The following is a 21,553-nucleotide window of genomic DNA, read 5'->3' as shown; positions in this document are numbered from 1 at the left end:
TCGGGGAGCAAGATTGCGGCGGTGTGGCGAATTGTCCCGGCTCGGGCGCGGACGCGCGGGGTTTACAGTTGTTCCCTGATTGTTCTACGCATGCGCCATGGCGAAACTCAAGAAGCGTTATGTCTGCCAGGCCTGCGGCTCGGTCTCCTCGCAATGGGCGGGGCAGTGCGCCGATTGCGGGGAGTGGAACCAGCTCGTCGAGGATTCCGGCGCGAACGTGACGCCGTTCCAGGCGAAGCATAACCTCCAGTCCGGCGGACGGGCGATCATGCTCACCGGGCTCAACACCGATATCGCGCTGCCCGAGCGGACCTCGACCGGGATCGCCGAGTTCGATCGCGCGCTGGGTGGCGGCTTCGTCGAGGGCTCGGCGACGCTGATCGGCGGCGATCCCGGCATCGGCAAGTCGACGCTCCTTCTGCAGGCAGCAGCCAGCATCGCCTCGCGGGGCCTCAAGGTCGCCTATGTCTCCGGCGAGGAAGCGGCGGACCAGGTGCGGCTGCGCGCGCGTCGGCTGGGGCTGGGCAAGGCACCGGTGATGCTCGCCGCAGCGACATCGGTGCGCGACATCCTGACGACGATGGGCGAGGGCGAGCCGCCCGCGCTGCTCATCATCGATTCCATCCAGACCATGCATTCGGACCTGATCGAAGGTGCGCCGGGCACGGTGAGCCAGGTGCGTGCCTCGTCCGGCGAACTGATCCGCTTCGCCAAGGAGCGGGGAACGGCGGTGGTGCTGGTCGGCCATGTCACCAAGGACGGCAGCATCGCCGGGCCGCGCGTGCTCGAGCATATGGTCGATACCGTGCTGGCGTTCGAAGGTGAGCGCAGCCACCAGTACCGCATCCTCCGCGCCGTCAAGAACCGCTTCGGCGGCACCGACGAGATCGGCGTGTTCGCGATGCAGTCCGAGGGGCTGGAGGAAGTCTCCAACCCTTCCGCGCTGTTCCTCACCCAGCGCGACGAGAGCGTGACCGGCACGGTGGTGTTCCCGGCGCTGGAGGGCACGCGGCCGGTGCTGATCGAAGTGCAGGCGCTGACCGTGCGGCTGGCGAGCGGCGCGACGCCGCGGCGCGCGGTGGTCGGCTGGGATTCGGCGCGGCTTTCGATGATCCTCGCGGTGCTCGAGGCGCGCTGCGGGCTGAGCTTCTCGACCTGCGAAGTCTATCTCAACATCGCCGGCGGCTACCGGGTGCAGGATCCCGCGGCGGACCTGGCGGTGGCGGCGGCCCTGGTTTCGGCGCTCAGCGAGCGGCCGATCCCGGCGGATGCCGTGGTGTTCGGCGAGATCGCGCTGTCGGGCGAAGTACGGCCGGTGGCGCATGGCGCGCTGCGCTGCCGGGAAGCCTCGAAGCTGGGCTTCGGCCGGGCGATGGCGCCGATGGCGCAGGTGAACGACAAGGGCGGGCTGTCGCTCGCGGGGTTCAAGTCGCTCGCGCAGTTCGTGGATCATCTGCTGGGGCGGTAGGGCAGGCGGGATGCACGGCTGCGCTGGTTGCTCCCCGGCGAAGGCCGGGGCCCAGTAGCCATGTCGCCCGAGGGGTTTGACTGCCTATCCAGCTGCGCCGAGACTGGGCCCCGGCCTTCGCCGGGGAACTGAATGGGCAATGATCTCCACTCACTGCCATGGGCTTGTAATTGCTTCCATTGTCATGGAATAACATATCGAAGGAGAGGTGGTCGGAGCAACCGATGCTGCGGGAATTGGCGGCCGATTGGACGCGTCCGGGAATGCTGGTGCCGACCTTGTGCGCCGTCGTGCTGATGGCGGCGATCCTGGTGGCCGGCCGGGAGCCCGCGCGGACCCCGCCGCCGCCGCTCGCCTTTGCCGGGCTGCCGGTGAGCGGCAATGCGGAAGTTGCGCGAAGGGCGGGCTTTACCCGCTGCGTGCGGATCGATGCGTTCCGCCTGCGCTGCCGGCGCGAACCGGTGATGCTGTTCGGCGAGGGGCCCTATGAAGCGGCGGTCGACCTGATCGGGAGCAAGGGGCAGGGCGGCTTCGCCTATCTCACGCTGTGGAAGAACGGGCATCAGGAAGCCGTGTACAAGCTGGTCGAGGCGTTGCAGCGGCAGGGCTGGCGGCATTGCGAGACCGGCAGTGGGCGCTGGGGCGACCAGGATATCTATACCCATCCAGGCGCGCCGGTGCGCGTGTCGATGGACCTGAGCTATTACGGCAAGCGCCGGGTGCGGTTCCTGCCGCTGTCCAGCCCGGAACGAAGCTGCACGCCCTGGCATTGAGGGCTTTGCTTTCCGTCCCTTAGGCAGCAGAGTGAAGAGATGAAGCGAAGCACTGCCATTTCCATTGCCTCGGGCGTCGCGGTTGCGGCGATCGGCGGCATCTTCCTCTATTCGCGCGCCACGCGCCCGCCGGTGATCAACAAGAAGGTGCCGGAGCCGGCAAAGCCGGTCGATCTGACACGTTATCTCGGCAAATGGTACGAACTCGCCCGGCACGAGAACCGCTTTGAGAAGGGGCTCGATGCGGTGACAGCGGAGTATGCGCTGCTCGACGACGGCAAGATCAGCGTGATCAACAGCGGCACGCACAACTGGCCGGACGGCGACCGCAGCGTTTCGGAAGGCAAGGCGATCGTGGCGGACGAGGAGAGCGGGGCCAAGCTCAAGGTCTCGTTCTTCGGGCCGCTCTACACCGGCGATTACTGGGTGCTCGATCATGACGAGGACTATAGCTGGTCGATCGTCGGCGAGCCGAGCGGACGGTATCTGTGGGTGCTGTGCCGCGAGGCGGTGCCCTCGGCGGCGTTGGCGCAGACGATCATGAAGCGGGTCGAGGCGCTGGGCTATGACCGCTGGGCGCTGCGGATCACGCGGCAGGGCTAGGACGAAGCTCCCTCTCCCGCAAAAGCGGTAGAGGGAGGAGGCTTCCGCTCTCGGTCGGCTTGAGGCATAGCCCGTCGCGGGAGGGAAGTGTTCCAATGACTTTGACCGGGCTCGACATCATCGTGCTGCTCGCCATCGGCGGTGCCGCCGTGCTGGGTTTCCTGCGCGGGTTCGTCACCGAGGTGCTGGCGCTGGTCGCCTGGCTGCTGATCGTGCTGGCGCTCAAGCTGTTCCACACGCCGCTCGCCGCGGCGCTGGCGGGCTTGGTGGGGACCGACCAGGGCGGGGCGGTGCTCGCCTTCGTGATCCTGACGGGCGTGACCTATTTCGGCGGACGGCTGCTCGCCCGGGCGATCGGGGCGCGGACGCGCGAGAGCTTCCTCGGGCCGATCGACCGCGCGCTCGGCCTCGGCTTCGGCGCCTTGAAGGGGCTGATCCTGGTGAGCATCGGTTTCCTGCTGATCGTGCTGCTGTTCGACACGGTGAGCGGCGGCCCGGCCAATCGGCCGCAATGGATCACCAAGTCGACCACCTATCCGCTGCTCAACGCGACCAGCGCGAGCATCGCCGATTTCGTCGATCGCCGCCGCAAGGGCGAGCCGGTGTTCGGCGAGGACGAAGGCAATGGCAGCATCGCCAATCGCGCCGAGACAAATTCTACCCGATAGGGGGTCGCGCATCGCGGTCCGCTCCCCTAAGTCGGGAGCGGAATGAACGCGCCGCTCTACAACACCGAAATCCTGCGCTTGGCGGCTTCCGTGCCGTTCGAGGCGCGGCTGGAAGGGGCGATGGCCTCTTCCGAGAAGCGATCCCCGGTTTGCGGGAGCCGCATCACCGTTGACGTGAACCTCGACGAGGCGGGCCGGGTGGCTGCGCTCGGCATGTTGGTGCGTGCCTGCGCGCTCGGCCAGGCATCGGCGGCGCTGATGGAGGCGCATGCGGTGGGCCGATCGCTGGACGAGCTGGATGCGGCCCGTGACGACCTTACCGCCTGGCTGGCGGGCGAGCGGGCTACCCCGCCCGACTGGCCCGGGCTCGACCTGTTCACGCCCGCGCTCGAGCATCGCGGCCGCCATGCCGCGATCCGGCTCGCCTTCGAGGCGGTAGCCGAAGCCACGCGGAAGGCGCAGGGCTGATGGACCACGCCGAGACCTCGCTGCTGGGCGAATATGTACCGCTGCTCGGCTTCGCGCTGCTGTTCGTGCTGGTGTTCCGCCGGCTCGGGCTGGGTGCGACCCTGGGCTATCTCGTCGCCGGCGCGATCGTCGGCCCGCAGGTGCTGGGGCTGGTCGGCGATGCCGAGGGCAAGCTGGGCATCGCCGAGCTGGGCATCGCGTTCCTGCTGTTCCTGGTCGGCCTGGAGCTGAGCCCGGGGCGGCTGTGGCGGATGCGGCGCGACATCTTCGGGCTCGGCCTGCTCCAGGTGACGATCTGCGGATTGATCGTAGCCGCCATGGTGTGGTTCGCGACCGGCAGCTCGATCGGTGCCGCTTTGGCGCTGGGCCTGCCGCTGGCGCTGTCCTCGACCGCGCAGGTGCTGCCGCTGCTGCAATCGGCGGGGCGGCTGCGCACCCCGCTGGGCGAGCGCGCCTTTGCGATCCTGCTGTTCCAGGACCTTTCGATCGTGCCGCTGATCACGATCATCGCCGCGCTCTCGCGCAATCCGGCGGACCAGCACGGCGCGCCGGGCTGGATGCTCGGCCTGTTCACGGTGGCGGCGATCGTCGGGCTTGTCCTCGCCGGCCGCTACCTGCTGCGCCCGCTGTTCCGGCTGATCGGCAATCTGGGCGAGCGCGAGATGTTCATCTTCGCCGGGCTGTTCACGGTGATCGCGGTGGCCGCGATCATGCAGCGGCTGGGACTGTCGCCGGCGCTGGGCGCGTTCATCGCCGGCGTGATGCTGGCGGACTCGCCCTATCGACATGAGCTGGAGGCCGATGTCGAGCCGTTCCGCTCGATCCTGCTCGGCCTGTTCTTCCTTGCGGTGGGCATGACGCTCAACCTGCACGCGATCGCCGAGCGGCCCTTCTTCGTGATCGGCATGGCGCTGGCGCTGATCGCCGCCAAGGCAGCGATCATCATGGGGCTGGGAATGCTGTTCGGCATGCCGCGGCGGCAGGCCTTTGCGCTCGGCGTGCTGCTCAGCCAGGGCGGCGAGTTCGGCTTCGTGCTGTTCGCCCAGGCCCAGTCGGCGATGCTGATCGAGGGGCAGGCGGCGAGCATCTTCGGCGCGATCGTCACGCTGTCGATGGCGACCACGCCGTTCCTGATGATGGCAACCAAGCGGCTGCGCACCGAGCCAGAGCCGAGCGCGGCCGGGCTCGACCTGCCGCGGCACGAGGGATCGAACGCGGTGGTGGTCGGCTATGGCCGGTTCGGCCAGACGGTAGCGCAGATGCTGTTGTCGCAGGACATCCCCGTCACCATCATCGATACCGATGTCGAGATGATCCAGACCGCCAACGACTTCGGCATGAAGGTCTATTATGGCGACGGCTTGCGCATCGACATGCTGCGCCAGGCGGGTGCCGCCGAGGCCGAGCTGGTGATGTTCTGCAATGACGGCGACAAGATCGACACCGAGTTCCTGGAGGCCGTCCACTATGCCTTCCCCAAGTCGACGGTGTTCGTCCGCGCCTATGACCGGCGCAGCGTCATCAAGATGAAGGGCGCGCCGGTAGGCGGCGTGGTGCGTGAAGTGCTGGAGAGCGCGGTGATGATGGCGCGCCAGGCGATGCAGGCGGTGGGCGTCGACCAGCGCGAGATCGACAAGACCGAGGCGGAGTATCGCAAGCGCGATAACGCCCGGCTCGACGTGCAGCGCGAGACCGGCGACCTGCGTGCCGGGATCGACGGGATGATTACCCATGCCAGCCGGGCGGCGGCGATCGAAGTGGACCTGGAGAGCTCGGGGTGACGAACATGCGGATCGTGGCGGTGCTGGCGGCGCTTTCGGGCGCGGTTGCGGTGGCGGCAGGCGCGTTCGCCGCGCATGGCGCGAGCGGGCAGGCGGCCGAATGGCTCAAGACCGGTGCGCACTACCAGCTGATCCACGCCGTCGTGGCGCTGGTCGCGGCGCGGATGGGCGAGCGGATCTCGCCCTGGCTGTTCGTGGGCGGCGGCGCATTGTTCTCCGCGACGCTCTACGCCATGGCCTTTGGCGCACCGCGCTGGTTCGGGGCGATCACGCCGATCGGCGGGGTAGCACTGATCGCCGGCTGGCTGTGTCTGGCGCTGGGCGCGTGGAAGCGGGCCGCCTGAGCCTCGTCGATTTCATCCGGGAGCGGCTGCCGCTGCTGCCCGTGCCCGGGATTCCCGAGATAGTGCTGCACAAGGCGGTGCCGGCCAGCGGGCTTGGGCGGCTGGCTGCGCAGGACGACGCGTTCGGATCGCCGTATTGGGCCTATTACTGGCTGGGCGGGCTGGCGCTGGCGCGGTTCGTGCTGGACCGGCCGGAGACCGTGGCCGGGCGGCGGGTGCTGGACCTGTGCTGCGGATCGGGGCTGGTGGCGATCGCGGCGGCGAAGGCCGGGGCGGCGAGTGTGCTGGCGGCGGATGTGGATTCCTATGCCGTGGCGGCGACGCAGGTGAATGCGACGGCGAACGGCGTGATGGTCGAGGTGGCGCCGGGCGACCTTACCGACGGGCCGGTGCCCGACATGGACCTGATCCTGGCAGGGGACGTGTTCTACGATCCCGAGCCGGCGGCGCGGGTGACGCCGTTCCTGGCGCGGTGCCGGGCGGCGGGAGTCGAGGTGCTGGTCGGAGATCCGCGGCGGGCGCCGCTGCCGGTGGAACGGTTGCGGGTGCTGGCGGACTATGCGTTCGCCGAGACGGACAGCGGGGTTATGCGGGCGAGCGAGGTGTTCGCGTTCGATTGAGCCCCACCGTCATGCTGAACTTGTTTCAGCATCCAACTCTCCCCTGGCGGTATCGCCCGAGGCGCGTTGGACCCTGAAACAAGTTCAGGGTGACGGTTTGGTTTGGGTGGTCCGCTCCCGTCAGTCCGCCGCCCCCACGATCTTCGCCACGCCGGCGGCTGCGTTCGGGTGATACCCCGCCTTCGCGCCTTCGTAGAAGCGCAGCGCGATCGGCTTGCCCCAGTCGCCCTGGGCCATCAGGTCCTTGTAGATCGGGTAGATCAGCAGGCCGCGGCCGACGCGCTTCACGAATTCCTCGATCGACGGCAGCGCCGGTTCGTAGCGGTTGGCGATTGCCAGTTCGGCCCAGGCCGAGCGGACATAGGCGTTGTTCGATGCCGACAGGCCGAGCGTCTCGTCGAGTTCCTTGAGGCGGGCGGGCGTCTGCTGGCGGGGCAGGCCGTTCAGGAAGCGCAGCCATTGCTGGGTCGCCCAGCCGGTCGGCTGGACCGCGCTCGCCGGGCCGCCGGCGTTGAACGCGGCGAGCTTGGCGTCGACCGCCGCCAGCGTCGCCGAGGTGACGTGGACGGCATTGTCGGGCAGGCCGGCCTGATAGGCCCAGCGATCGAGCTCGAGCTTCGCCTCGAGCGCCTTGTCGCCCTTGATCAGGTTGGCGCGCAGGTCGGCGAGGAAGCCGGCGGTGGTCTGCGGCTGGAAGGCATGGCGATCGAAATAGGAGCGCAGATACGCGTCCCACTTCGCCCGGCCCACTGCCGCCTCGATCGTGCGCAGGAAGGTCGAGCCCTTGAAATAATCGAGCTGGCCGAAGGTCGCGCCCGGCTCGCCGTGGAGGCGGGTGGTCGGTGCATCCTGGCCGCCGGCGTTCTTGATGTCGCGGACCAGCCCGTCCCAGTCGAGGTCCGAGTACATGGCGGCGCGCTCCTTGCCGTAGACCGCCTCCATGATCCGGTTCTCGAAATAGGTCGTGAAGCCCTCGTTGAGCCAGGAGTCCGACCAGGTCGCGTTGGTGACGAGATTGCCCGACCAGCTATGCGCCAGCTCATGCGCGACGACGTCGGTGTTCGAGCGATCGCCGGTGATGATCGTCGGCGTCAGGAAGGTGAGGGTGGGGTTCTCCATGCCGCCGTACGGGAAGCTCGGCGGCAGCACGAGCATGTCGTAGCGGCCCCAGCGATAGGGGCCGTAGAGAGCCTGGGCGGCGTCGATCATCTTCTCGACATCGGCGACTTCGTGCGCGGCGGCGTCGAGCTGGCTCGGCTCGGCCCAGACGCCGGAGCGCGGACCCGTCGCCTTGAAGGCGAGGTCGCCCACGGCGAAGGCGATCAGATAGGGCGGCACCGGCCGGTCCATCTTGAAGCGGAACTGGCGCTTCTGGTGCGGGACCAGCGTGCCGGTGGCGCCGTCGAGCCGGTCGCCGCTCATCACCGCGACGAAGCCGTCGGGCACGGTGAACGTGGCGGACCAGGTCTGGCGGATGCCGGGGCTGTCCTGGGTGGGAATCCAGCTGCGATTGTTGATCGGCTGGCCCTGGCTGAACAGGTACGGCATCTTCTTGCCTGCGGTCAGCTCGGGCGGGAGCCAGCCGAGTGCGCTGGCGCCGGGCTTCGTCCTGTAGCGGATCAGGATCTGCTTGTTGCCCTCGAGCTGCACGGTGAGGGCCGAGCCGAGGCCGGTCTCGGTCTCGCGCGGGCCGATGGTGAAGGGCAGAACCTTGCCCTTGGGGCAGGTGACGCTCTCGATCACCAGGTCGTCGACGTCGAGCACGATCTCCTTCGCGCCCTTGGCCGCCAGCACGTTGAGCGTCGCGACGCCCGACAATGTCTTGCTGGCGAAGTCGACGTCGAGGTTGAGGTCGACATGGGTGACGCGCGCCACTTCGGGCTGGGCGTGGGTCCATACGTCCTTCGCCTCGGGCGTGGTCAGGATCGGGGCGGGCTTGCCGGTCTGGGCGGCGGCGGGGGCGGCGATCAGCATCGCGGCGGCAACGGGAGCAAGGATGCGCATGGCCGCGTGCTAAGCGGATCGCGGCTGAACGGCAACTGAGTGGAGACGATGCCGGCCCGGCCATGGACGAAGGCGACCTTCGCCAAGGTCACTGATCGAGCATCTCCCGCACCTTGGCGGCGAGGTCGGTATAGGTGAAGGGTTTGGGGAGGAGCTGCACGCCCGGATCGAGCCGGCCATGATGGACGATCGTGTTGCGGGCATAGCCGGTGGTGAAGAGGACCTTGAGTGCGGGGCGCTTCTCCTGCGCTTCGGCGGCCAGCACCGCACCGGTCATCCCGCGCGGCAGGACGACATCGGTGAAGAGCAGGTCGATCGGGCCCTGCTCCGCATCGAGCGCGGCAAGCGTGGCAGGGCCGTCACCGGCTTCGATTACCCGGTACCCCAGCTCGCGCAGCACCTCGACCGTGTAGGCGCGGACATCGTCATTGTCCTCGCACACGAGGATTGTCTCATGGACCTTGCCCTGGGGCGCGACCTCTGCGGCGGTGGCTTCGGGCACATGGGCCTGGCCGCGATAGCGGGGCAGGTAGATCTTCACCGTGGTGCCATGGCCGGGCTCCGAATAGATCCGGACATGGCCGCCGGACTGGCGGATGAAGCCATAGACCATCGACAGGCCCAGCCCGGTGCCGCGGCCGACTTCCTTGGTGGTGAAAAAGGGCTCGAAGGCGTGGGCGAGCGTGTCCGCATCCATGCCGGTGCCGGTGTCCGACACGCAGATCACGACATATTGGCCGGGCGCCACTTCGCTGTCGCGGGCGGCATAATGGGCGTCGAGATGGGTGTTGGCGGTCTCGATGGTGAGCTTGCCGCCCTCGGGCATCGCGTCGCGCGCGTTGATCGCCAGGTTGAGCAGCGCGTTCTCCAGCTGGTTGGCGTCGATCTCGACCGGCCAGGTCCGCGCCGAGGGCAGGATCTCCACGCTGATCGTCTCGCCCAGGCTGCGGTGGAGCATGTCGGACATGCCGGCGATCAGCCGGTTGGGATCGATGCGCTCGGGGGCGAGCGGCTGGCGACGGGAGAAGGCGAGCAGGCGCTGGGTCAGCATGGCCGCGCGCTGCGCGCCTTGCATCGCCGCGTCCGCCGCGCGCGCGAGGCGGGGCTGTTCGGGCGGCAGGTTGCGCTGGAGGATATCGAGATTGCCGGTGACGACCTGGAGCAGATTGTTGAAGTCATGCGCCACGCCGCCCGTGAGCTGCCCGACCGTCTCCATCTTCTGGGCCTGGCGCAGTGCCGCCTCCGCGGTCTCGAGTGCTTCTGCCGCTTCGCGTTCGGCAGTGATGTCGCGCGCGACGCAGTAGAGCAGATTGCCTTCGGGCGCGCTCGTCCAGCTGAACCAGCGATACTCGCCGTCCTTGCCGCGCAGGCGGTTCTCGAAGCGCCAGGTCGGCTCGCCCTGCTGGAGTTTGGCAAGCTCCGCGCGGGTGCGCGCCAGATCGTCAGGGTGCTCGATCCATTCGGAGGTGCGGCCGGTCAGTTCCGCCTCGCTCCAGCCCAGTATCTCGGTCCAGGCCGGGCTGGCGTTGCGCCAGATGCCCTGGCTGTCCGCGATCAGGAAGGGGTCGCGCGCGAGCGTCCAGAGCCGTGCGCGGTCGGCCAGCGCCTCGCGCTCGGAAAGTACCCGCGCGGTCGTCTCGCTGACGATGCAGAGCACGCCGCCGACCGATCCGTCATCGTCGAACACCGGGGAATAGCTGACGTCGAAATAGACGGTCTCGCCGCGTCCCTGGTCGCGCTCGATGTAGAAGGGGCGGTCCTTCGCCCAGAAAGTCTCGCCGGTATCGCGGACGCCCTGGAGCAACGGGCCGAGATCGTCCCACAGCTCGCCCCACCAGATCCGCGCCGACTGGCCCAGCGCATTGGGGTGCTTGTCGCCGATCGTCGGGGCATAGGCGTCGTTGTATAGTGCGCAGAAATCCGGGCCCCAGAACATGACGATCTCGGCACGGGCGGGCAGCATCATGCGTACGGCGGAAGTGAGCGCGTTCGACCAGGTGGAGACCGGGCCGAGCGGCGATTGGGTGCCGATGGCGGCAGTCAGGCGGCCCAGCTCCCCGAGCTTCTCGAAACTGTTCGTCTGGAAGATCGCCGTGGCCATCCGCGTCCCGAGGGTTGGTCTCGTTGCGCAGGCGCAATTTGCCCGCTTGCCAACTCAACGCGGCAGAGGGCGATCAGGTCCCGGGAAAGCTGGGGATCAATGGCAGAGCGTGGAAAGCGCGGTGCGGTAGCTGCGGCCGAGCGGCACGATCTCGCCGCAACGCAGCTGCACCGCCGGGCGGCCGCCGGCCTCGCGATAGATTTGCGAGACATGGCCGCGGTTGACCACCACCTGGCGGTGTACGCGGACAAAGCCGAGCGCGGCGAAGCGCTCGGCGAGCTCGGAAAGCGGCGCGCGAACGAGATGGACGCGGCCATGCGCGATGATCTCGCTGTAATTGCCGGCCGAACGGATCTGGGCGACGTCGCAGGCACGGACGCGCAGGAACGGCGCCTCGGGCAGGTCGAGCCAGTCCTCCGCGCTGGGTGGCGCGAGCAGGGTCGGTTCGATCGACTGCTCTTCGTCATTGTCGAGCATGCGGCGATTGGCGAGGTGGCGACCCCAGGCCATCAGCGTGAGCAGCGCGGTCGAGCCGAGGATCGCTGAGCGCGGCAGGCACGTGACCAGCGGCGCGGGCAAGGCCGGGCCGCCGGGGCCGCACAGCTGATATGGCGAGATGGCGAAGGCGAAGCGCGATGCGGCAAGTTCGGCCAGGGTGACCGGGACAAAGGCCAGCGCACCGAGCAGCAGCGGCGAATGGCGAGGCGATTGGAGCAGCTCCTGCACCGGCTTGCGGCAGGCCCAGGCGATGCTGAGCATCGCACCCCAGACGAGGATTCGCGCCAGCCGCGCCTCATCGGGATGCTCGGTGGAGAAGCGATCGGCACCCGTCTCCAGGCCGCCCATGCCGAAGCCGAGCAGGAAGGCGAACAGCGCCAGCGCCGCCGCTACACTGAGCGGGACCCGAATGTCCCAGATCGACTCGCCGGCCGCCCTCTCCATGCACGCAGGATAACCCGCGAACGCGCGCGCGCGAACTGCCGTTCGTCACGCCGGCAATTCATTCGTCCCAGCACGCTCTCCCGGCCCTTCGATCAGCGGCAAATCGGCGCCGACAGGGGGTGTCAGGGAAGAGGGTTCCAGTCATGCGTCATTCGTTGTTCTGCCTGTCGGTACTCGCGGTACCGACCGCCCATGCCCAGACCGCGCGGGCGCCGCAGCCGCCCGCCAATGGCGATGTGGTGCGCGCCGCCGACGATGCGTTCGGCAGGCGCGTGGGGATCGAGGAAGTCGGGCTCTATTCGGAAGGGGAGGTGCGCGGTTTCGACCTGCAGGCGGCGGGGAACTACCGGATCGAGGACCATTATTATGTCCGGGTCGCCGGTATGCTCCAGCCGCTGAACGGCGGCACCGCGATCCGGGTCGGCGCCAATGGCCTGCGCACCGATTTCGCGGCCCCCTCGGGCGTGGTGCAGTATACGCTGCCGGCAGCCGGGGGCGGCTCCCGGGCTTCGCTCGAGGCAGGCTGGTGGGGCGGATCGGGGCCGGTGGCGATGCTGCGCGGGGCGGCCGGCACCGCGGGAGGCGAGCTGTCGGTCGCCGGCGGGCTGCAGCTCAGTGTCGCCCAACAGTATAGCGATGGGACCGGCGGCGATTTCGTTGCGGCCGGGCTGGTGCCGCGCTGGTCGCCGGCGCCGGGGGTGCGGGTCACCGGGTTGTGGAGCCACAACTGGTTCCCGCGCGAAGGAGACACATTCTTCGCGAATCCGGCCGGCGCGCCGGACCAGGTGAAGCGCTGGACCAACCGCACGCAAAGCTGGATGCGCGGCTATAACGAGTCCGACCTGCTCGGTGCCTTTGCCGATGTGGATGCCGGCAACGGCTGGACCTTCGGGGCCTCGCTGTTTCGCAACGCGCTTCCCTACACCCGCAGCGTGTTCAACCTGCTGCGCTTCACCGGCAATGGCCGCGAGGCGGCCCAGAGCGGGCTGGTGTTCGGCGCCGAGAATCGCCGGTCTATCTCCGGCGAGCTGACGGCGGCCAGGCAATTCCGGACGGGCAATCTCACGCATCGGATCATCGCCATGGCTCGCCGCAGGGATTCGATGGTCGAGAGCGATCCCGGCGTAAGCTACACGCTGGGCACCTATGCCGATGTGAACGATATTCCCGAGGTTGCCGCACCGGCGGTTTCGCGCGGCGCGGCGCGGATGCGGGACGATGTCGGGCAATGGACCGGCGGGCTTGGCTATCGGCTGTCGATCGGGTCGTTCGCCGAATTGCGGCTCGATGCGCAACGGGTCGACTATGCCAAGCGCGTGCGCGCCGTCGATGGCCGGGTAACCGAACAGGTGACGCGGCCCTGGCTCTATGGCGGATCGCTGTCGGTGGCGATCAGCGATCGGCTAACCGGCTTCGCCAGCTATGCGCGCGGACTGGAGGAAGCGGGCGTCGCGCCAGCCAATGCCAGCAACCGCGGCGCGGTGCTGCCCGCCGCCATCTCGCGCCAAGCCGAGCTGGGAGTGAAATATGGCTTCGCGGGTGGCCCGACGCTGATCGCCGGGTTGTTCGACCTGTCCAAGCCGACCCCCGGCATCGATGCGGCGGGCGCGTTCGACTTTGTCGGGAAGGTGCGACATCGCGGCGTCGAGCTGTCCCTGGCCGGCCCGCTCACCTCGCGGCTGAGCGCGGTGCTGGGGGCGACCTATCTCGATGCGAAGATCGAAGGTGAGCTGGTCGATCGGGGCGTGATCGGCACCCGGCCGATCGGGCGGCCCGAGGTGACCGCGCTGGCCAACCTGACCTGGCGGGTGCCGGGCATGGAGGGGCTGACGGTGGATGGCGGGTTGAATGTACGCGGCGCGCGCTATGCCGATCGCGAGAATCGGGTCGAGCTGCCGAGCTATGCGACCTTCAACCTGGGCGTGCGCCAGGCGTTCGAGCTGGACGGTCATCCGGTGACGCTGCGGGCGCGGGTGACCAACCTCACCGACAAGTTCGCCTGGAACCCGACCAACTCGGGGCTGATCACGCCGATCGTGCCGCGGACGCTGACATTGACGCTTACCGGAGAAATCTAACCCATGTTTTCCCCGGCGAAGGCCGGGGCCCAGGGTCACAAGCGACAGGGCAGAGAAACCCTGGGCCCCGGCTTTCGCCGGGGAGCAGGAAATGGGGCTTACCTAGGCTGCGTGTCGAGGAACGCGGCCACCTCGGCAAGGTTGACCGTCTTGTCGAGATAGGTCTGGCCGATCCCGCGGGCGAGCAGGAAGGGCAGGGTGCCCGCGCTCATCTTCTTGTCGTGGAGCATGTGCTCCACGAGCCGCGCACCGGAGGCGGTGATCCCCGCCGCCTTCAGCCCATCCGGCAGGCCTACCGCAGCCAGGTGCGCGGCAACCCTTTCGGCGTCCTGGCCGGGGCAGATGCCCTGCGCCGCCGAGAAGCCGAAGGCCAGCGCCATGCCGGCGGCGACGCCCTCGCCGTGGAGCAGCTTGTCCGAGAAGCCGGTCTCGGCCTCGAGCGCGTGGCCGAAGGTGTGGCCGAGGTTGAGCAGCGCGCGGGTGCCGGTCGTCTCGCGCTCGTCGGCCGCGACGATGCGGGCCTTGGCGCCGACGGAATGGGCGATGGCATATTCGCGCGCTGCCGGATCACCGGCCATCAGCGCGGCGGCATTGGCCTCGCACCATTCGAAAAAGGCGAAATCGTCGATCAGGCCGTACTTCACCACTTCGGCATAGCCGGCGCGAAGGTCGCGTGCCGGAAGCGTGTCGAGCACCTGCGGATCGATCAGCACCACGCTCGGCTGGTGGAAGGCGCCGACCAGATTCTTGCCGGCGCGGGTATTGATCGCGGTCTTGCCGCCGACCGAGCTGTCGACCTGGGCGAGCAGGGTGGTGGGGATCTGGACGAAGTTGCAGCCGCGCTTGAGCACCGAGGTCGCGAAGCCGACCAGGTCGCCGATCACGCCGCCGCCGAGCGCGATGACATGGTCGCTGCGCTCGATGCCGAGCTCGAGCAACCTGTCGAGCAGCGCCTCGAGCTGGCCCCAGCTCTTGGTGCCTTCGCCCGGGGGCAGGATGATCGCTTCGCTCGGGCCCAGGCTCGCCTGCAATGTGGCCAGGTGCGGGCGGACATTCTCGTCGGTGACGATCACCCAGCGCCGACCCTTGTAGAAGGGCGCGAGTGCTTCGCCGGCGCGGGCGAGGAGCCCCGCCTCGATGCGGACGTCATAGCTGCGGTCGCCAAGCGCGACGGGAACGATTGTCACGGATTCAGGGCCTTCAGGATCGCATCGACGGTGGTGTCGTGCGGCGCTGCTATGCTGGGCACCCGGATCGGCGCAAGCGCGTAATAGGGATTGCGCAGCGCGGCGAGCTCGGTGAGCACCACTTCGGGATCGCGTCCGCGCAGCAGCGGGCGGGTGTCACGCCGCCGCACCCGGTCGGCCAGCACTGCCGGTTCGGCATCGAGCCATACCGCGATCGCCTGGTCGAGGATCAGCGCGCGGGTATGCTCGTTCATGAAGGCGCCGCCACCGGTCGCGATGATCTTGGGGGCGCCATCGACCAGCCGGGCGATCACCCGCCGTTCCCCGTCGCGGAAATGCGCCTCGCCGAAACGCTCGAAGATATCGGCCACGGTCATCCCCGCCGCCGCTTCGATCTCATGGTCGGCGTCGACAAAGGGCAGGCGCATGCGCTGCGCCAGGCGCCGGCCGACCGTGGTCTTGCCCGCACCCATCAGGCCGATCAGCACGATCGCCTTGCCCGTCCACCCGGTATTCACTGCCTGTGTTTGTAACATGTTCGGAAGGGCTATACAGCGAGGGCGGTCGTCGGGCAAAAGGCCCGCGAAAGTCTCATTGTACCGGACCCCTTCATGTCCCGCTTGATTGTTGCGTTGATCGTCATTCTCGTCGTCCTGGTTGGCGGCCTCTTCTTCCTCGCAGGCCGCGAGACGAAGAAGGAGCCGGTGCGCATGGAGAAGGTGGTCCCGCTTGAAAATCTCGCGAATTAAGGGCCGCCAACTCGCGCTTGGGGCGCTGTTGCTGGCTGGCGCGGCGGTGCCCGCGCTGGGGCAGCAGGACAAGCCCGAATCGCTGCTGCCGCCGGGATTCGACGAACCGGCACCGGCTCCCGCGCCGCGCCCGGCGCCTGCGCCGGCCGCGAGTGCTCCTGCTTCGACCGTGCCCTCCGCCGCGCCGATTTCCAGCGTGCCGACGCTGGGTAACGACAGCGCCGCGCTTTCGAACACCACCGATGTCGCGGAGGTGCCGACCGGCCCGGTCGATCTCTCGCGCTACGAACTGCCCGATTACGCCAAGCACTCGCTGAACCGCACCGGCGCGCTCGCCGCCGGCAACACGCCGTTCCCGGCCAAGGCGTTCGGCGCCACCGATGGCCGCACGCTTGCGGTGCTGATGCAGCGGCTGAGCGCCCCGGTCGCCTCGCGCTGGGCATCGATCGCGCTGCGCCGCGCGCTGATGTCGCCGCTCAACACGCCCAGGCACATCAACGGCGCCGATTTCGCCGCCGAGCGGGCCTGGCTGCTGCTGCGCATGGGCGAGGCGAACGCCGCTCGCGCGGTGATCAACGACGTCGATACCGACAATTACACCACGCGCATGCTGCAGGTGGCGATGCAGGTCTCGCTCGCCACTGCCGATCCGGGCGGGCTGTGCGGCATCGCCGATCGCGGCAACCAGTATATCCACCAGCGCGGCTGGGCGCTCGCCAAGGCGATGTGCGCGGGTCTTGCCGGCAAGCCGAACGAGGCGGGCCAGCTGCTCGATCAGGCGCGCGGCGGCACGCCGGCCAGCGACATCGACAACCTTCTCGCCGAAAAGGTGCTCGGCACCGGCGCGCAGGGGCGCCGCGCGGTCACGCTCGAATGGGGCGGGATCACCCGGCTCAACGCCTGGCGCTGGGGCCTTGCCACCGCGACCGGCGAAGAAGTGCCGCTTTCGCTCTATAACTCCGCCGGCCCGCAGGTGCGCTACTGGCAGTCGCTCGCTCCGCAGCTGAGCCCGCGCGCGCGCGCCGCCGCTGCCGAGCTGGCTGCAACCGCCGGCGTCTTCTCCAATGCCGGGCTGGTCGATCTCTACAGCGAGATCGCCGAGGGCGACGATGCAAACAGCACGGAGGGCGCGGTCGCGCGCGACCTGCGCACCGCCTATACCGACGGCAATGTCGCAGAGCGGATCAAGGCGATCCGCACGCTCTGGGCCGAAGCGAGCACGCCGCGCACCCAATATGCCCGGCTGATCCTCACCGCGCGCGCTGCGTCCTGGATCCCGGCGGATGCCAAGGTGGAGGAGCCCGAGAAGCTGATCGCCTCGATGCTGTCCGCCGGCTACGAGACCAAGGCGATGGAATGGCGCACGGTGGTGCCGCGCGGCAGCATCGCCTGGGGCCTGCTCGCGCTCGGCGATCCCGGCGCGCAGGGGCCGGTTGCCTATGGCGATTTCGATGCATTCAAGGATGCCGCGGGTCAGCGTCGCGCCCAGCTCGCCTTTGCCGGGCTCGCCGGGCTGGGCCGGTTCGAGACCAGCGACGCCCAACGCGGCGCCCAGGCGCTCAACGTGGCGATCGGCGCGCAGAACGACTGGACCCGCGCGATCGACGCGGCCGGCCGGCGCGGCGATTCGGGTATGGTCGCGTTGTTCGCCGCGGTCGGCATGCAGTCGCGCGTCTGGGATAATGTGACGCCGGAGGCGCTGTTCCACATCGTCGCGGCGATGCGCGCGGCGGGGATGACCAGCTATGCGCGGATGATCGCCGTGGAGGCGGTCACGCGTACGGCGTGAACCCTTCCGATGACCGGGCGCTGATCGAGCGCTTCCTCGAGATGATGCGGGCGGAGGCGGGCGCCGCCGCCAATACCATCGCCGCCTACCAGACCGACCTGCGCCTCGCTTCCGAGTTTCTCGGCGGCGGGCTGGGCGGGGCGGGGCGGCCGGAGCTGGAGAGGCTCGGCGGCGAATGGCAAGCGCTGTCCCGCGCCACCGTCGCGCGCAAATCGGCATCGCTGCGCCGTTTCTATGCCTTTCTTGCCGATGAGGGGCTGCGCGCCGACGATCCCTCCGCCGCCCTGCCGCGCCCCGGCACCGCCCGCGCGCTGCCCAAGGTGCTGAGCGTCGAGGATGTCGACAAGATGTTCGCGGCGATTGCCGATCGTATCGCCCGGGTGCCGCCCGATCCCAACGACCTGCGGCTCCAGGCATTGATCGAACTGCTCTATGGCTCCGGCCTGCGCGCGACCGAACTGGTATCGCTGCCGCGCGGTGCCGTGTCGCCGGATCGCCCGTACCTGATCCTCAAGGGCAAGGGCGGGCGCGAGCGGCTGGTGCCGATCTCGGATCGCGCCCGTGCCGCGGTGGCGGCGTGGCGGGCGCATGTGACGTCGGAGCGGCCGTTCCTCTTCCCTTCGGGCAAGGGACATCTGTCGCGGGTGCGGCTCTACCAGCTCGTCCGCGCGCTGGCGGGGGAGGCGGGGATCCCGCCCGATCGGGTGAGCCCGCACGTGCTGCGCCATGCCTTCGCCACCCACCTGCTCGAGGGCGGGGCCGATCTGCGCGCCTTGCAGGCGATGCTCGGCCATGCCGATATCGCGACGACCGAGATCTATACCCATGTCGACAGCCGTCGATTGGTCGAGCTGGTCAACCAGCGGCATCCGCTGGGGGAAGCGCTGAACAAAAGCTAGTTCCCTGGCGAAAGCCGGGGCCCAGAGTCGCAAGCGAGTCGGCAGAGAAACGCTGGGCCCCGGCTTTCGCCGGGGAGCCGCTTTCATGAAGGGCCTGCGCACCTCCGGGACACAGCTGCGCGTTGACGTAGCTTCACACCAAGGTTAGCCCCCGCTCGATGACCACTTTCCTCGACTTCGAGAAGCCGATCGCCGAGCTTCAGACCCGCATCGACGAGCTGCGCCAGACCGCCCAGGGCGGCGCCGTCGATATCGACGCGGAGATCGGCCCGCTTCAGGCCAAGGCCGAAAAGCTCCTCAAGGACACCTATGCCAAGCTCACGCCCTGGCAGAAGACCCAGGTCGCGCGCCATCCGGAGCGGCCGCACTTCAAACATTATGTCGCCGGGCTGATCGAAGAGTTCATGCCGCTGGGCGGCGACCGCGCCTTTGCCGACGACAATGCGATCCAGGGTGGCCTGGGCCGGTTCCGTGGGCGCCGGGTGATGGTGATCGGCCATGAGAAGGGCGACGACACCGCCAGCCGGCTCAAGCATAATTTCGGCATGGGCAAACCGGAGGGCTATCGCAAGGCGATCCGCCTGATGGCGCTGGCCAACAAGTTCAACCTGCCGGTGATCACCCTGGTCGACACCTCGGGCGCGTTCCCGGGCGTGCAAGCCGAGGAGCGCGGCCAGGCCGAGGCGATCGCGCGCTCGACCGAGGCGTGCCTCAACCTGGGCGTGCCGCTGGTCGCCTCGATCCTGGGCGAGGGTGGCTCGGGCGGCGCGATCGCGCTCGCCGCGGGCAATACCGTGCTGATGATGGAGCACGCGGTCTATTCGGTGATCTCGCCCGAGGGCTGCGCCTCGATCCTGTGGCGCACCGCCGACAAGGCGGCCGACGCGGCGGAGGCGATGAAGGTCACCGCACAGCATCTCAAGGAACTGAAGGTGATCGACCGGATCGTCAGCGAGCCGCTGGGCGGCGCGCACCGGGATCAGGGTGCCGCGATCCACGCACTGGGCGATGCGATCGAGGAATCGCTGGCCAAGCTCGACGGCATGTCGCCCGAGAGCCTGCGCCAGGCCCGCCGCGCCAAGTTCTTGGCGATGGGGCGGATCTGAGAAAGGCGAAGCGCGTCGGTTAGCGAACCGGCGCGCTGTGCTCCGAGGCGGCCATGCTCGCGCCGAGCATGCCCAGGCCCTGAACGACCGCAAGAATGGCGCAGATCGCGAGGAACGCGACCAGCGCCAGCTCCATCGGCCGTACGGCCTTGTGGGGGATAATCTGCTTCATCCTCTCCTTATAGGAGAGTCGGCATGTACACCGGGTGAAGCGCGCGGTTCGTCCGGGTTCAGGAAAACTACGAGGCCTTCATGTTCGAGGAGACGTTGGTGAACGTCTTCTTGAGCGAATTGCCGAGTCCCTGCATCGCGGCGATGGCGGCGACCGCGATCAGCGCGGCGATAAGGCCATATTCGATCGCGGTGGCGGCGCGCGTCTCGCGCAGGAAAGTCATCAAACTGTTAATCATAAACCCCTCTAAAGCAATGAAAAGGGCGGCGGAACTGTAAGTCCCGCCGCCCGATTTCGTTCCGTTTGTCGGATCGAGGCTTACGAAGCCTTCATGTTCGACGAAACGTTGGTGAAGGTCGACTTCAGCGAGTTGCCCAGGCCCTGCATGGCGGCAATCGCGGCGACGGCGATCAGAGCGGCGATCAGGCCGTACTCGATGGCGGTCGCGCCCTTGGAATTCTTCAGGAAGTTGCGGATCTTCATCATAACCGGTCTCCAGAGTTCAAAATAGCTTCATTCACCCGGCCTCCCCGGAAGACTCCGGTTCGGCACGATCAAGCTACAATCCGGAAGTAAAGAAACGCCTAAGGCCGAGCGTTACGAGGGCGTAACCACTTTACGCGAAACCGTTCAGGACTGGGTGGCCGCCTGGACCTTGTTGGTGACGTTGCCCCACATGTTCTTGGTCTGGTTGGCCACGCTCGTCAGGCTGGCCATCATCGCGAGGACGATGAGCGCGAGGATGAAGCCATATTCGACGGCGGTCGCCGCGCGGCGGTCATGCATCACCTGGTGGATCGCGCGTACAAGGGCTCGCATCGGGGGCACTTCTTCTCCAAAGGTAGCCCAAGACTAGCCAAAGAGGCTTAACGAAAAGCTGATGGATGCTTCTGATATGTTGCTCGTCGTAGCGGCGGCACTGATCGACGATTCCGGCCGCGTGCTGCTCCAGCAGCGCCCGCCGGGCAAGCCGATGGCGGGGCTGTGGGAGTTCCCCGGCGGCAAGATCGAGCACGGCGAAAGCCCCGAATCTGCGCTCGCCCGCGAGCTGCACGAGGAGCTGGGACTAACCCTTAGCGTGAAAGACCTGAGCCCGATCGCCTTCGCCAGCGAGCCGCTGGCCGGGCGGCACCTGCTGCTGTTGCTCTACGTCGCGCGGACCTGGCAAGGCGAGCCGGTTGCGCATCACGCCACCGAGCTGCGCTGGGTGACCCCGGTCGAGATGCGCGGGATGCCGATGCCGCCGGCGGATGTGCCGCTGGTGGCGGCGTTGGTGGGGATGGTTTGAGCCGTGCTGACTGGGGCTAGTCTAGATCTTCGTCTTCGAGGCCGAAGTCTTCGGGCATGCTCTCAACGGCTTTGCGGAAATCCCCATCGTATTCTGGGGCAATCCTGCGGAAAGCGTCGCTCAACATTCTGCGCGATTCGGGGTCTAGGGCTTGCATATCCGCACCCATGACTTCCTGAATTTTTACAATGTCATCCGCGTCGATGATTTCTCCAGAGTAATCTAGCGCAAGAGTGAAGTTGGCAAGAATGCGTGCGATCTGATCGATCATCATGGCGTGCATTGATCACCTCATTCCCAAGAGCGTGCTTCAGATGATTCCATCAGGCTGAAGCCGGGCTTGTTGGATCCGATATCGATGCGGATTGCTTTGTCGGGCAGGCCTTCACCACCGTAGTTCTGATAATTTGCCGATGGCTCGATTGTGACGATGGGCAACGGCTGCTGCTGCGTTTAGACAGAGGATGCGATCCAGCATTTCGCTAATTGGCCGAAACACAAATTCATCGAGCA

The 21,553-nt window shown here is 67.9% G+C and carries 25 protein-coding genes; 14 read left to right on the top strand and 11 right to left on the bottom strand.

Going from position 1 to position 21,553, the window contains the following annotated elements; all coding sequences use genetic code 11:
• The first annotated feature begins 97 nt into the window (after positions 1 to 97).
• The 8 genes from radA (at position 98) to HNP52_RS13615 (ending at position 6,725) form a co-directional block, all read left to right on the top strand.
• Positions 98 to 1,468, top strand: coding sequence for a DNA repair protein RadA (gene radA, locus HNP52_RS13650; protein WP_184167946.1), 1,371 nt, complete (start codon positions 98 to 100; stop codon positions 1,466 to 1,468).
• Between the two features lie 224 nt (positions 1,469 to 1,692).
• The gene (locus HNP52_RS13645) at positions 1,693 to 2,241 is read left to right on the top strand and encodes a hypothetical protein (protein ID WP_260396090.1); all 549 of its coding nucleotides are present in this window, start codon (positions 1,693 to 1,695) and stop codon (positions 2,239 to 2,241) included.
• A 39-nt stretch (positions 2,242 to 2,280) separates the two neighbouring features.
• Positions 2,281 to 2,844, top strand: a complete 564-nt coding sequence (locus tag HNP52_RS13640) for a lipocalin family protein (protein WP_184167944.1) — start codon at positions 2,281 to 2,283, stop codon at positions 2,842 to 2,844.
• Between the two features lie 95 nt (positions 2,845 to 2,939).
• A complete protein-coding gene (locus tag HNP52_RS13635; RefSeq protein WP_184167942.1) occupies positions 2,940 to 3,512 on the top strand; it encodes a CvpA family protein in 573 nt (190 codons plus the stop codon).
• A 42-nt stretch (positions 3,513 to 3,554) separates the two neighbouring features.
• On the top strand, positions 3,555 to 3,980 hold the full coding sequence (locus tag HNP52_RS13630; protein ID WP_184167940.1) for an iron-sulfur cluster assembly scaffold protein: 426 nt from the start codon (positions 3,555 to 3,557) through the stop codon (positions 3,978 to 3,980).
• Positions 3,980 to 5,761, top strand: coding sequence for a cation:proton antiporter (locus HNP52_RS13625; protein WP_184167938.1), 1,782 nt, complete (start codon positions 3,980 to 3,982; stop codon positions 5,759 to 5,761). The genes HNP52_RS13630 and HNP52_RS13625 overlap by 1 nt, the downstream gene beginning before the upstream one ends.
• Positions 5,762 to 5,766: 5 nt before the next feature.
• Positions 5,767 to 6,105: a DUF423 domain-containing protein gene (locus HNP52_RS13620; protein ID WP_184168354.1), complete on the top strand. Its 339-nt coding sequence runs from the start codon at positions 5,767 to 5,769 to the stop codon at positions 6,103 to 6,105.
• Positions 6,087 to 6,725: a 50S ribosomal protein L11 methyltransferase gene (locus HNP52_RS13615; RefSeq protein ID WP_311768467.1), complete on the top strand. Its 639-nt coding sequence runs from the start codon at positions 6,087 to 6,089 to the stop codon at positions 6,723 to 6,725. Before HNP52_RS13620 ends, HNP52_RS13615 begins: the two co-directional genes overlap by 19 nt.
• A gap of 120 nt (positions 6,726 to 6,845) precedes the next feature.
• Here the strand turns inward: HNP52_RS13615 and HNP52_RS13610 are convergent, their stop codons facing one another.
• The 3 genes from HNP52_RS13610 to HNP52_RS13600 all read right to left on the bottom strand — a co-directional run bounded on the left by HNP52_RS13610 (position 6,846) and on the right by HNP52_RS13600 (position 11,772).
• The gene (locus HNP52_RS13610; protein WP_184167936.1) at positions 6,846 to 8,729 is read right to left on the bottom strand and encodes a M1 family metallopeptidase; all 1,884 of its coding nucleotides are present in this window, start codon (positions 8,727 to 8,729) and stop codon (positions 6,846 to 6,848) included.
• Between the two features lie 88 nt (positions 8,730 to 8,817).
• On the bottom strand, positions 8,818 to 10,830 hold the full coding sequence (locus tag HNP52_RS13605) for a PAS domain-containing sensor histidine kinase (protein ID WP_184167934.1): 2,013 nt from the start codon (positions 10,828 to 10,830) through the stop codon (positions 8,818 to 8,820).
• Between the two features lie 96 nt (positions 10,831 to 10,926).
• The gene (locus tag HNP52_RS13600; RefSeq protein ID WP_184167932.1) at positions 10,927 to 11,772 is read right to left on the bottom strand and encodes a LytTR family DNA-binding domain-containing protein; all 846 of its coding nucleotides are present in this window, start codon (positions 11,770 to 11,772) and stop codon (positions 10,927 to 10,929) included.
• Between the two features lie 143 nt (positions 11,773 to 11,915).
• Between HNP52_RS13600 and HNP52_RS13595 the strand changes: the two genes are divergently transcribed.
• Positions 11,916 to 13,850 (top strand): TonB-dependent siderophore receptor, encoded by a 1,935-nt coding sequence (locus tag HNP52_RS13595; RefSeq protein WP_184167929.1) that lies wholly within the window; start codon positions 11,916 to 11,918, stop codon positions 13,848 to 13,850.
• A 98-nt stretch (positions 13,851 to 13,948) separates the two neighbouring features.
• Here the strand turns inward: HNP52_RS13595 and aroB are convergent, their stop codons facing one another.
• Together aroB and HNP52_RS13585 are read right to left on the bottom strand one after the other, a co-directional pair.
• Positions 13,949 to 15,037, bottom strand: coding sequence for a 3-dehydroquinate synthase (gene aroB, locus HNP52_RS13590; protein WP_184167927.1), 1,089 nt, complete (start codon positions 15,035 to 15,037; stop codon positions 13,949 to 13,951).
• Entirely contained in the window at positions 15,034 to 15,573 is a 540-nt protein-coding gene (locus HNP52_RS13585; protein WP_184167925.1) for a shikimate kinase, read from the bottom strand. Before HNP52_RS13585 ends, aroB begins: the two co-directional genes overlap by 4 nt.
• A 75-nt stretch (positions 15,574 to 15,648) precedes the next feature.
• On the opposite strand from HNP52_RS13585, the gene HNP52_RS13580 reads away from it, so the two are divergent.
• The 4 genes from HNP52_RS13580 to HNP52_RS13565 all read left to right on the top strand — a co-directional run bounded on the left by HNP52_RS13580 (position 15,649) and on the right by HNP52_RS13565 (position 19,580).
• Positions 15,649 to 15,786 carry a hypothetical protein gene (locus HNP52_RS13580; protein ID WP_165828499.1) on the top strand — a complete coding sequence of 46 codons (138 nt, stop codon included), beginning with the start codon at positions 15,649 to 15,651 and terminating at the stop codon, positions 15,784 to 15,786.
• A gap of 28 nt (positions 15,787 to 15,814) precedes the next feature.
• Positions 15,815 to 17,575, top strand: a complete 1,761-nt coding sequence (locus HNP52_RS13575) for a hypothetical protein (protein ID WP_260396086.1) — start codon at positions 15,815 to 15,817, stop codon at positions 17,573 to 17,575.
• A complete protein-coding gene (locus HNP52_RS13570) occupies positions 17,572 to 18,474 on the top strand; it encodes a tyrosine-type recombinase/integrase (RefSeq protein ID WP_311768466.1) in 903 nt (300 codons plus the stop codon). Before HNP52_RS13575 ends, HNP52_RS13570 begins: the two co-directional genes overlap by 4 nt.
• A 158-nt stretch (positions 18,475 to 18,632) precedes the next feature.
• Positions 18,633 to 19,580: an acetyl-CoA carboxylase carboxyltransferase subunit alpha gene (locus tag HNP52_RS13565; protein ID WP_184167924.1), complete on the top strand. Its 948-nt coding sequence runs from the start codon at positions 18,633 to 18,635 to the stop codon at positions 19,578 to 19,580.
• 19 nt (positions 19,581 to 19,599) lie between these two features.
• Here HNP52_RS13565 and HNP52_RS13560 read toward each other — a convergent pair whose 3' ends face one another.
• The 4 genes from HNP52_RS13560 to HNP52_RS13545 all read right to left on the bottom strand — a co-directional run bounded on the left by HNP52_RS13560 (position 19,600) and on the right by HNP52_RS13545 (position 20,571).
• The gene (locus HNP52_RS13560) at positions 19,600 to 19,752 is read right to left on the bottom strand and encodes a hypothetical protein (protein ID WP_184167922.1); all 153 of its coding nucleotides are present in this window, start codon (positions 19,750 to 19,752) and stop codon (positions 19,600 to 19,602) included.
• A 67-nt stretch (positions 19,753 to 19,819) separates the two neighbouring features.
• Positions 19,820 to 19,975 carry a Flp family type IVb pilin gene (locus tag HNP52_RS13555; RefSeq protein WP_260396085.1) on the bottom strand — a complete coding sequence of 52 codons (156 nt, stop codon included), beginning with the start codon at positions 19,973 to 19,975 and terminating at the stop codon, positions 19,820 to 19,822.
• Between the two features lie 95 nt (positions 19,976 to 20,070).
• Positions 20,071 to 20,238 (bottom strand): Flp family type IVb pilin, encoded by a 168-nt coding sequence (locus tag HNP52_RS13550; protein ID WP_184167918.1) that lies wholly within the window; start codon positions 20,236 to 20,238, stop codon positions 20,071 to 20,073.
• Positions 20,239 to 20,382: 144 nt separating this feature from the next.
• The gene (locus HNP52_RS13545) at positions 20,383 to 20,571 is read right to left on the bottom strand and encodes a Flp family type IVb pilin (RefSeq protein ID WP_184167916.1); all 189 of its coding nucleotides are present in this window, start codon (positions 20,569 to 20,571) and stop codon (positions 20,383 to 20,385) included.
• Between the two features lie 61 nt (positions 20,572 to 20,632).
• Here HNP52_RS13545 and HNP52_RS13540 point away from each other — a divergent pair, with 61 nt between their 5' ends.
• Entirely contained in the window at positions 20,633 to 21,040 is a 408-nt protein-coding gene (locus tag HNP52_RS13540) for a (deoxy)nucleoside triphosphate pyrophosphohydrolase (RefSeq protein ID WP_184167914.1), read from the top strand.
• A gap of 16 nt (positions 21,041 to 21,056) precedes the next feature.
• Here HNP52_RS13540 and HNP52_RS13535 read toward each other — a convergent pair whose 3' ends face one another.
• Positions 21,057 to 21,323: a hypothetical protein gene (locus HNP52_RS13535; protein ID WP_184167912.1), complete on the bottom strand. Its 267-nt coding sequence runs from the start codon at positions 21,321 to 21,323 to the stop codon at positions 21,057 to 21,059.
• An 8-nt stretch (positions 21,324 to 21,331) separates the two neighbouring features.
• On the bottom strand, positions 21,332 to 21,478 hold the full coding sequence (locus tag HNP52_RS13530; RefSeq protein WP_184167910.1) for a hypothetical protein: 147 nt from the start codon (positions 21,476 to 21,478) through the stop codon (positions 21,332 to 21,334).
• Between the last annotated feature and the right edge of the window lie 75 nt (positions 21,479 to 21,553).

This window comes from Sphingomonas kyeonggiensis, from assembly GCF_014204495.1.
Lineage (GTDB): Bacteria > Pseudomonadota > Alphaproteobacteria > Sphingomonadales > Sphingomonadaceae > Sphingomonas > Sphingomonas kyeonggiensis_A.
This window is presented reverse-complemented; position numbering and strand designations above follow the sequence as displayed.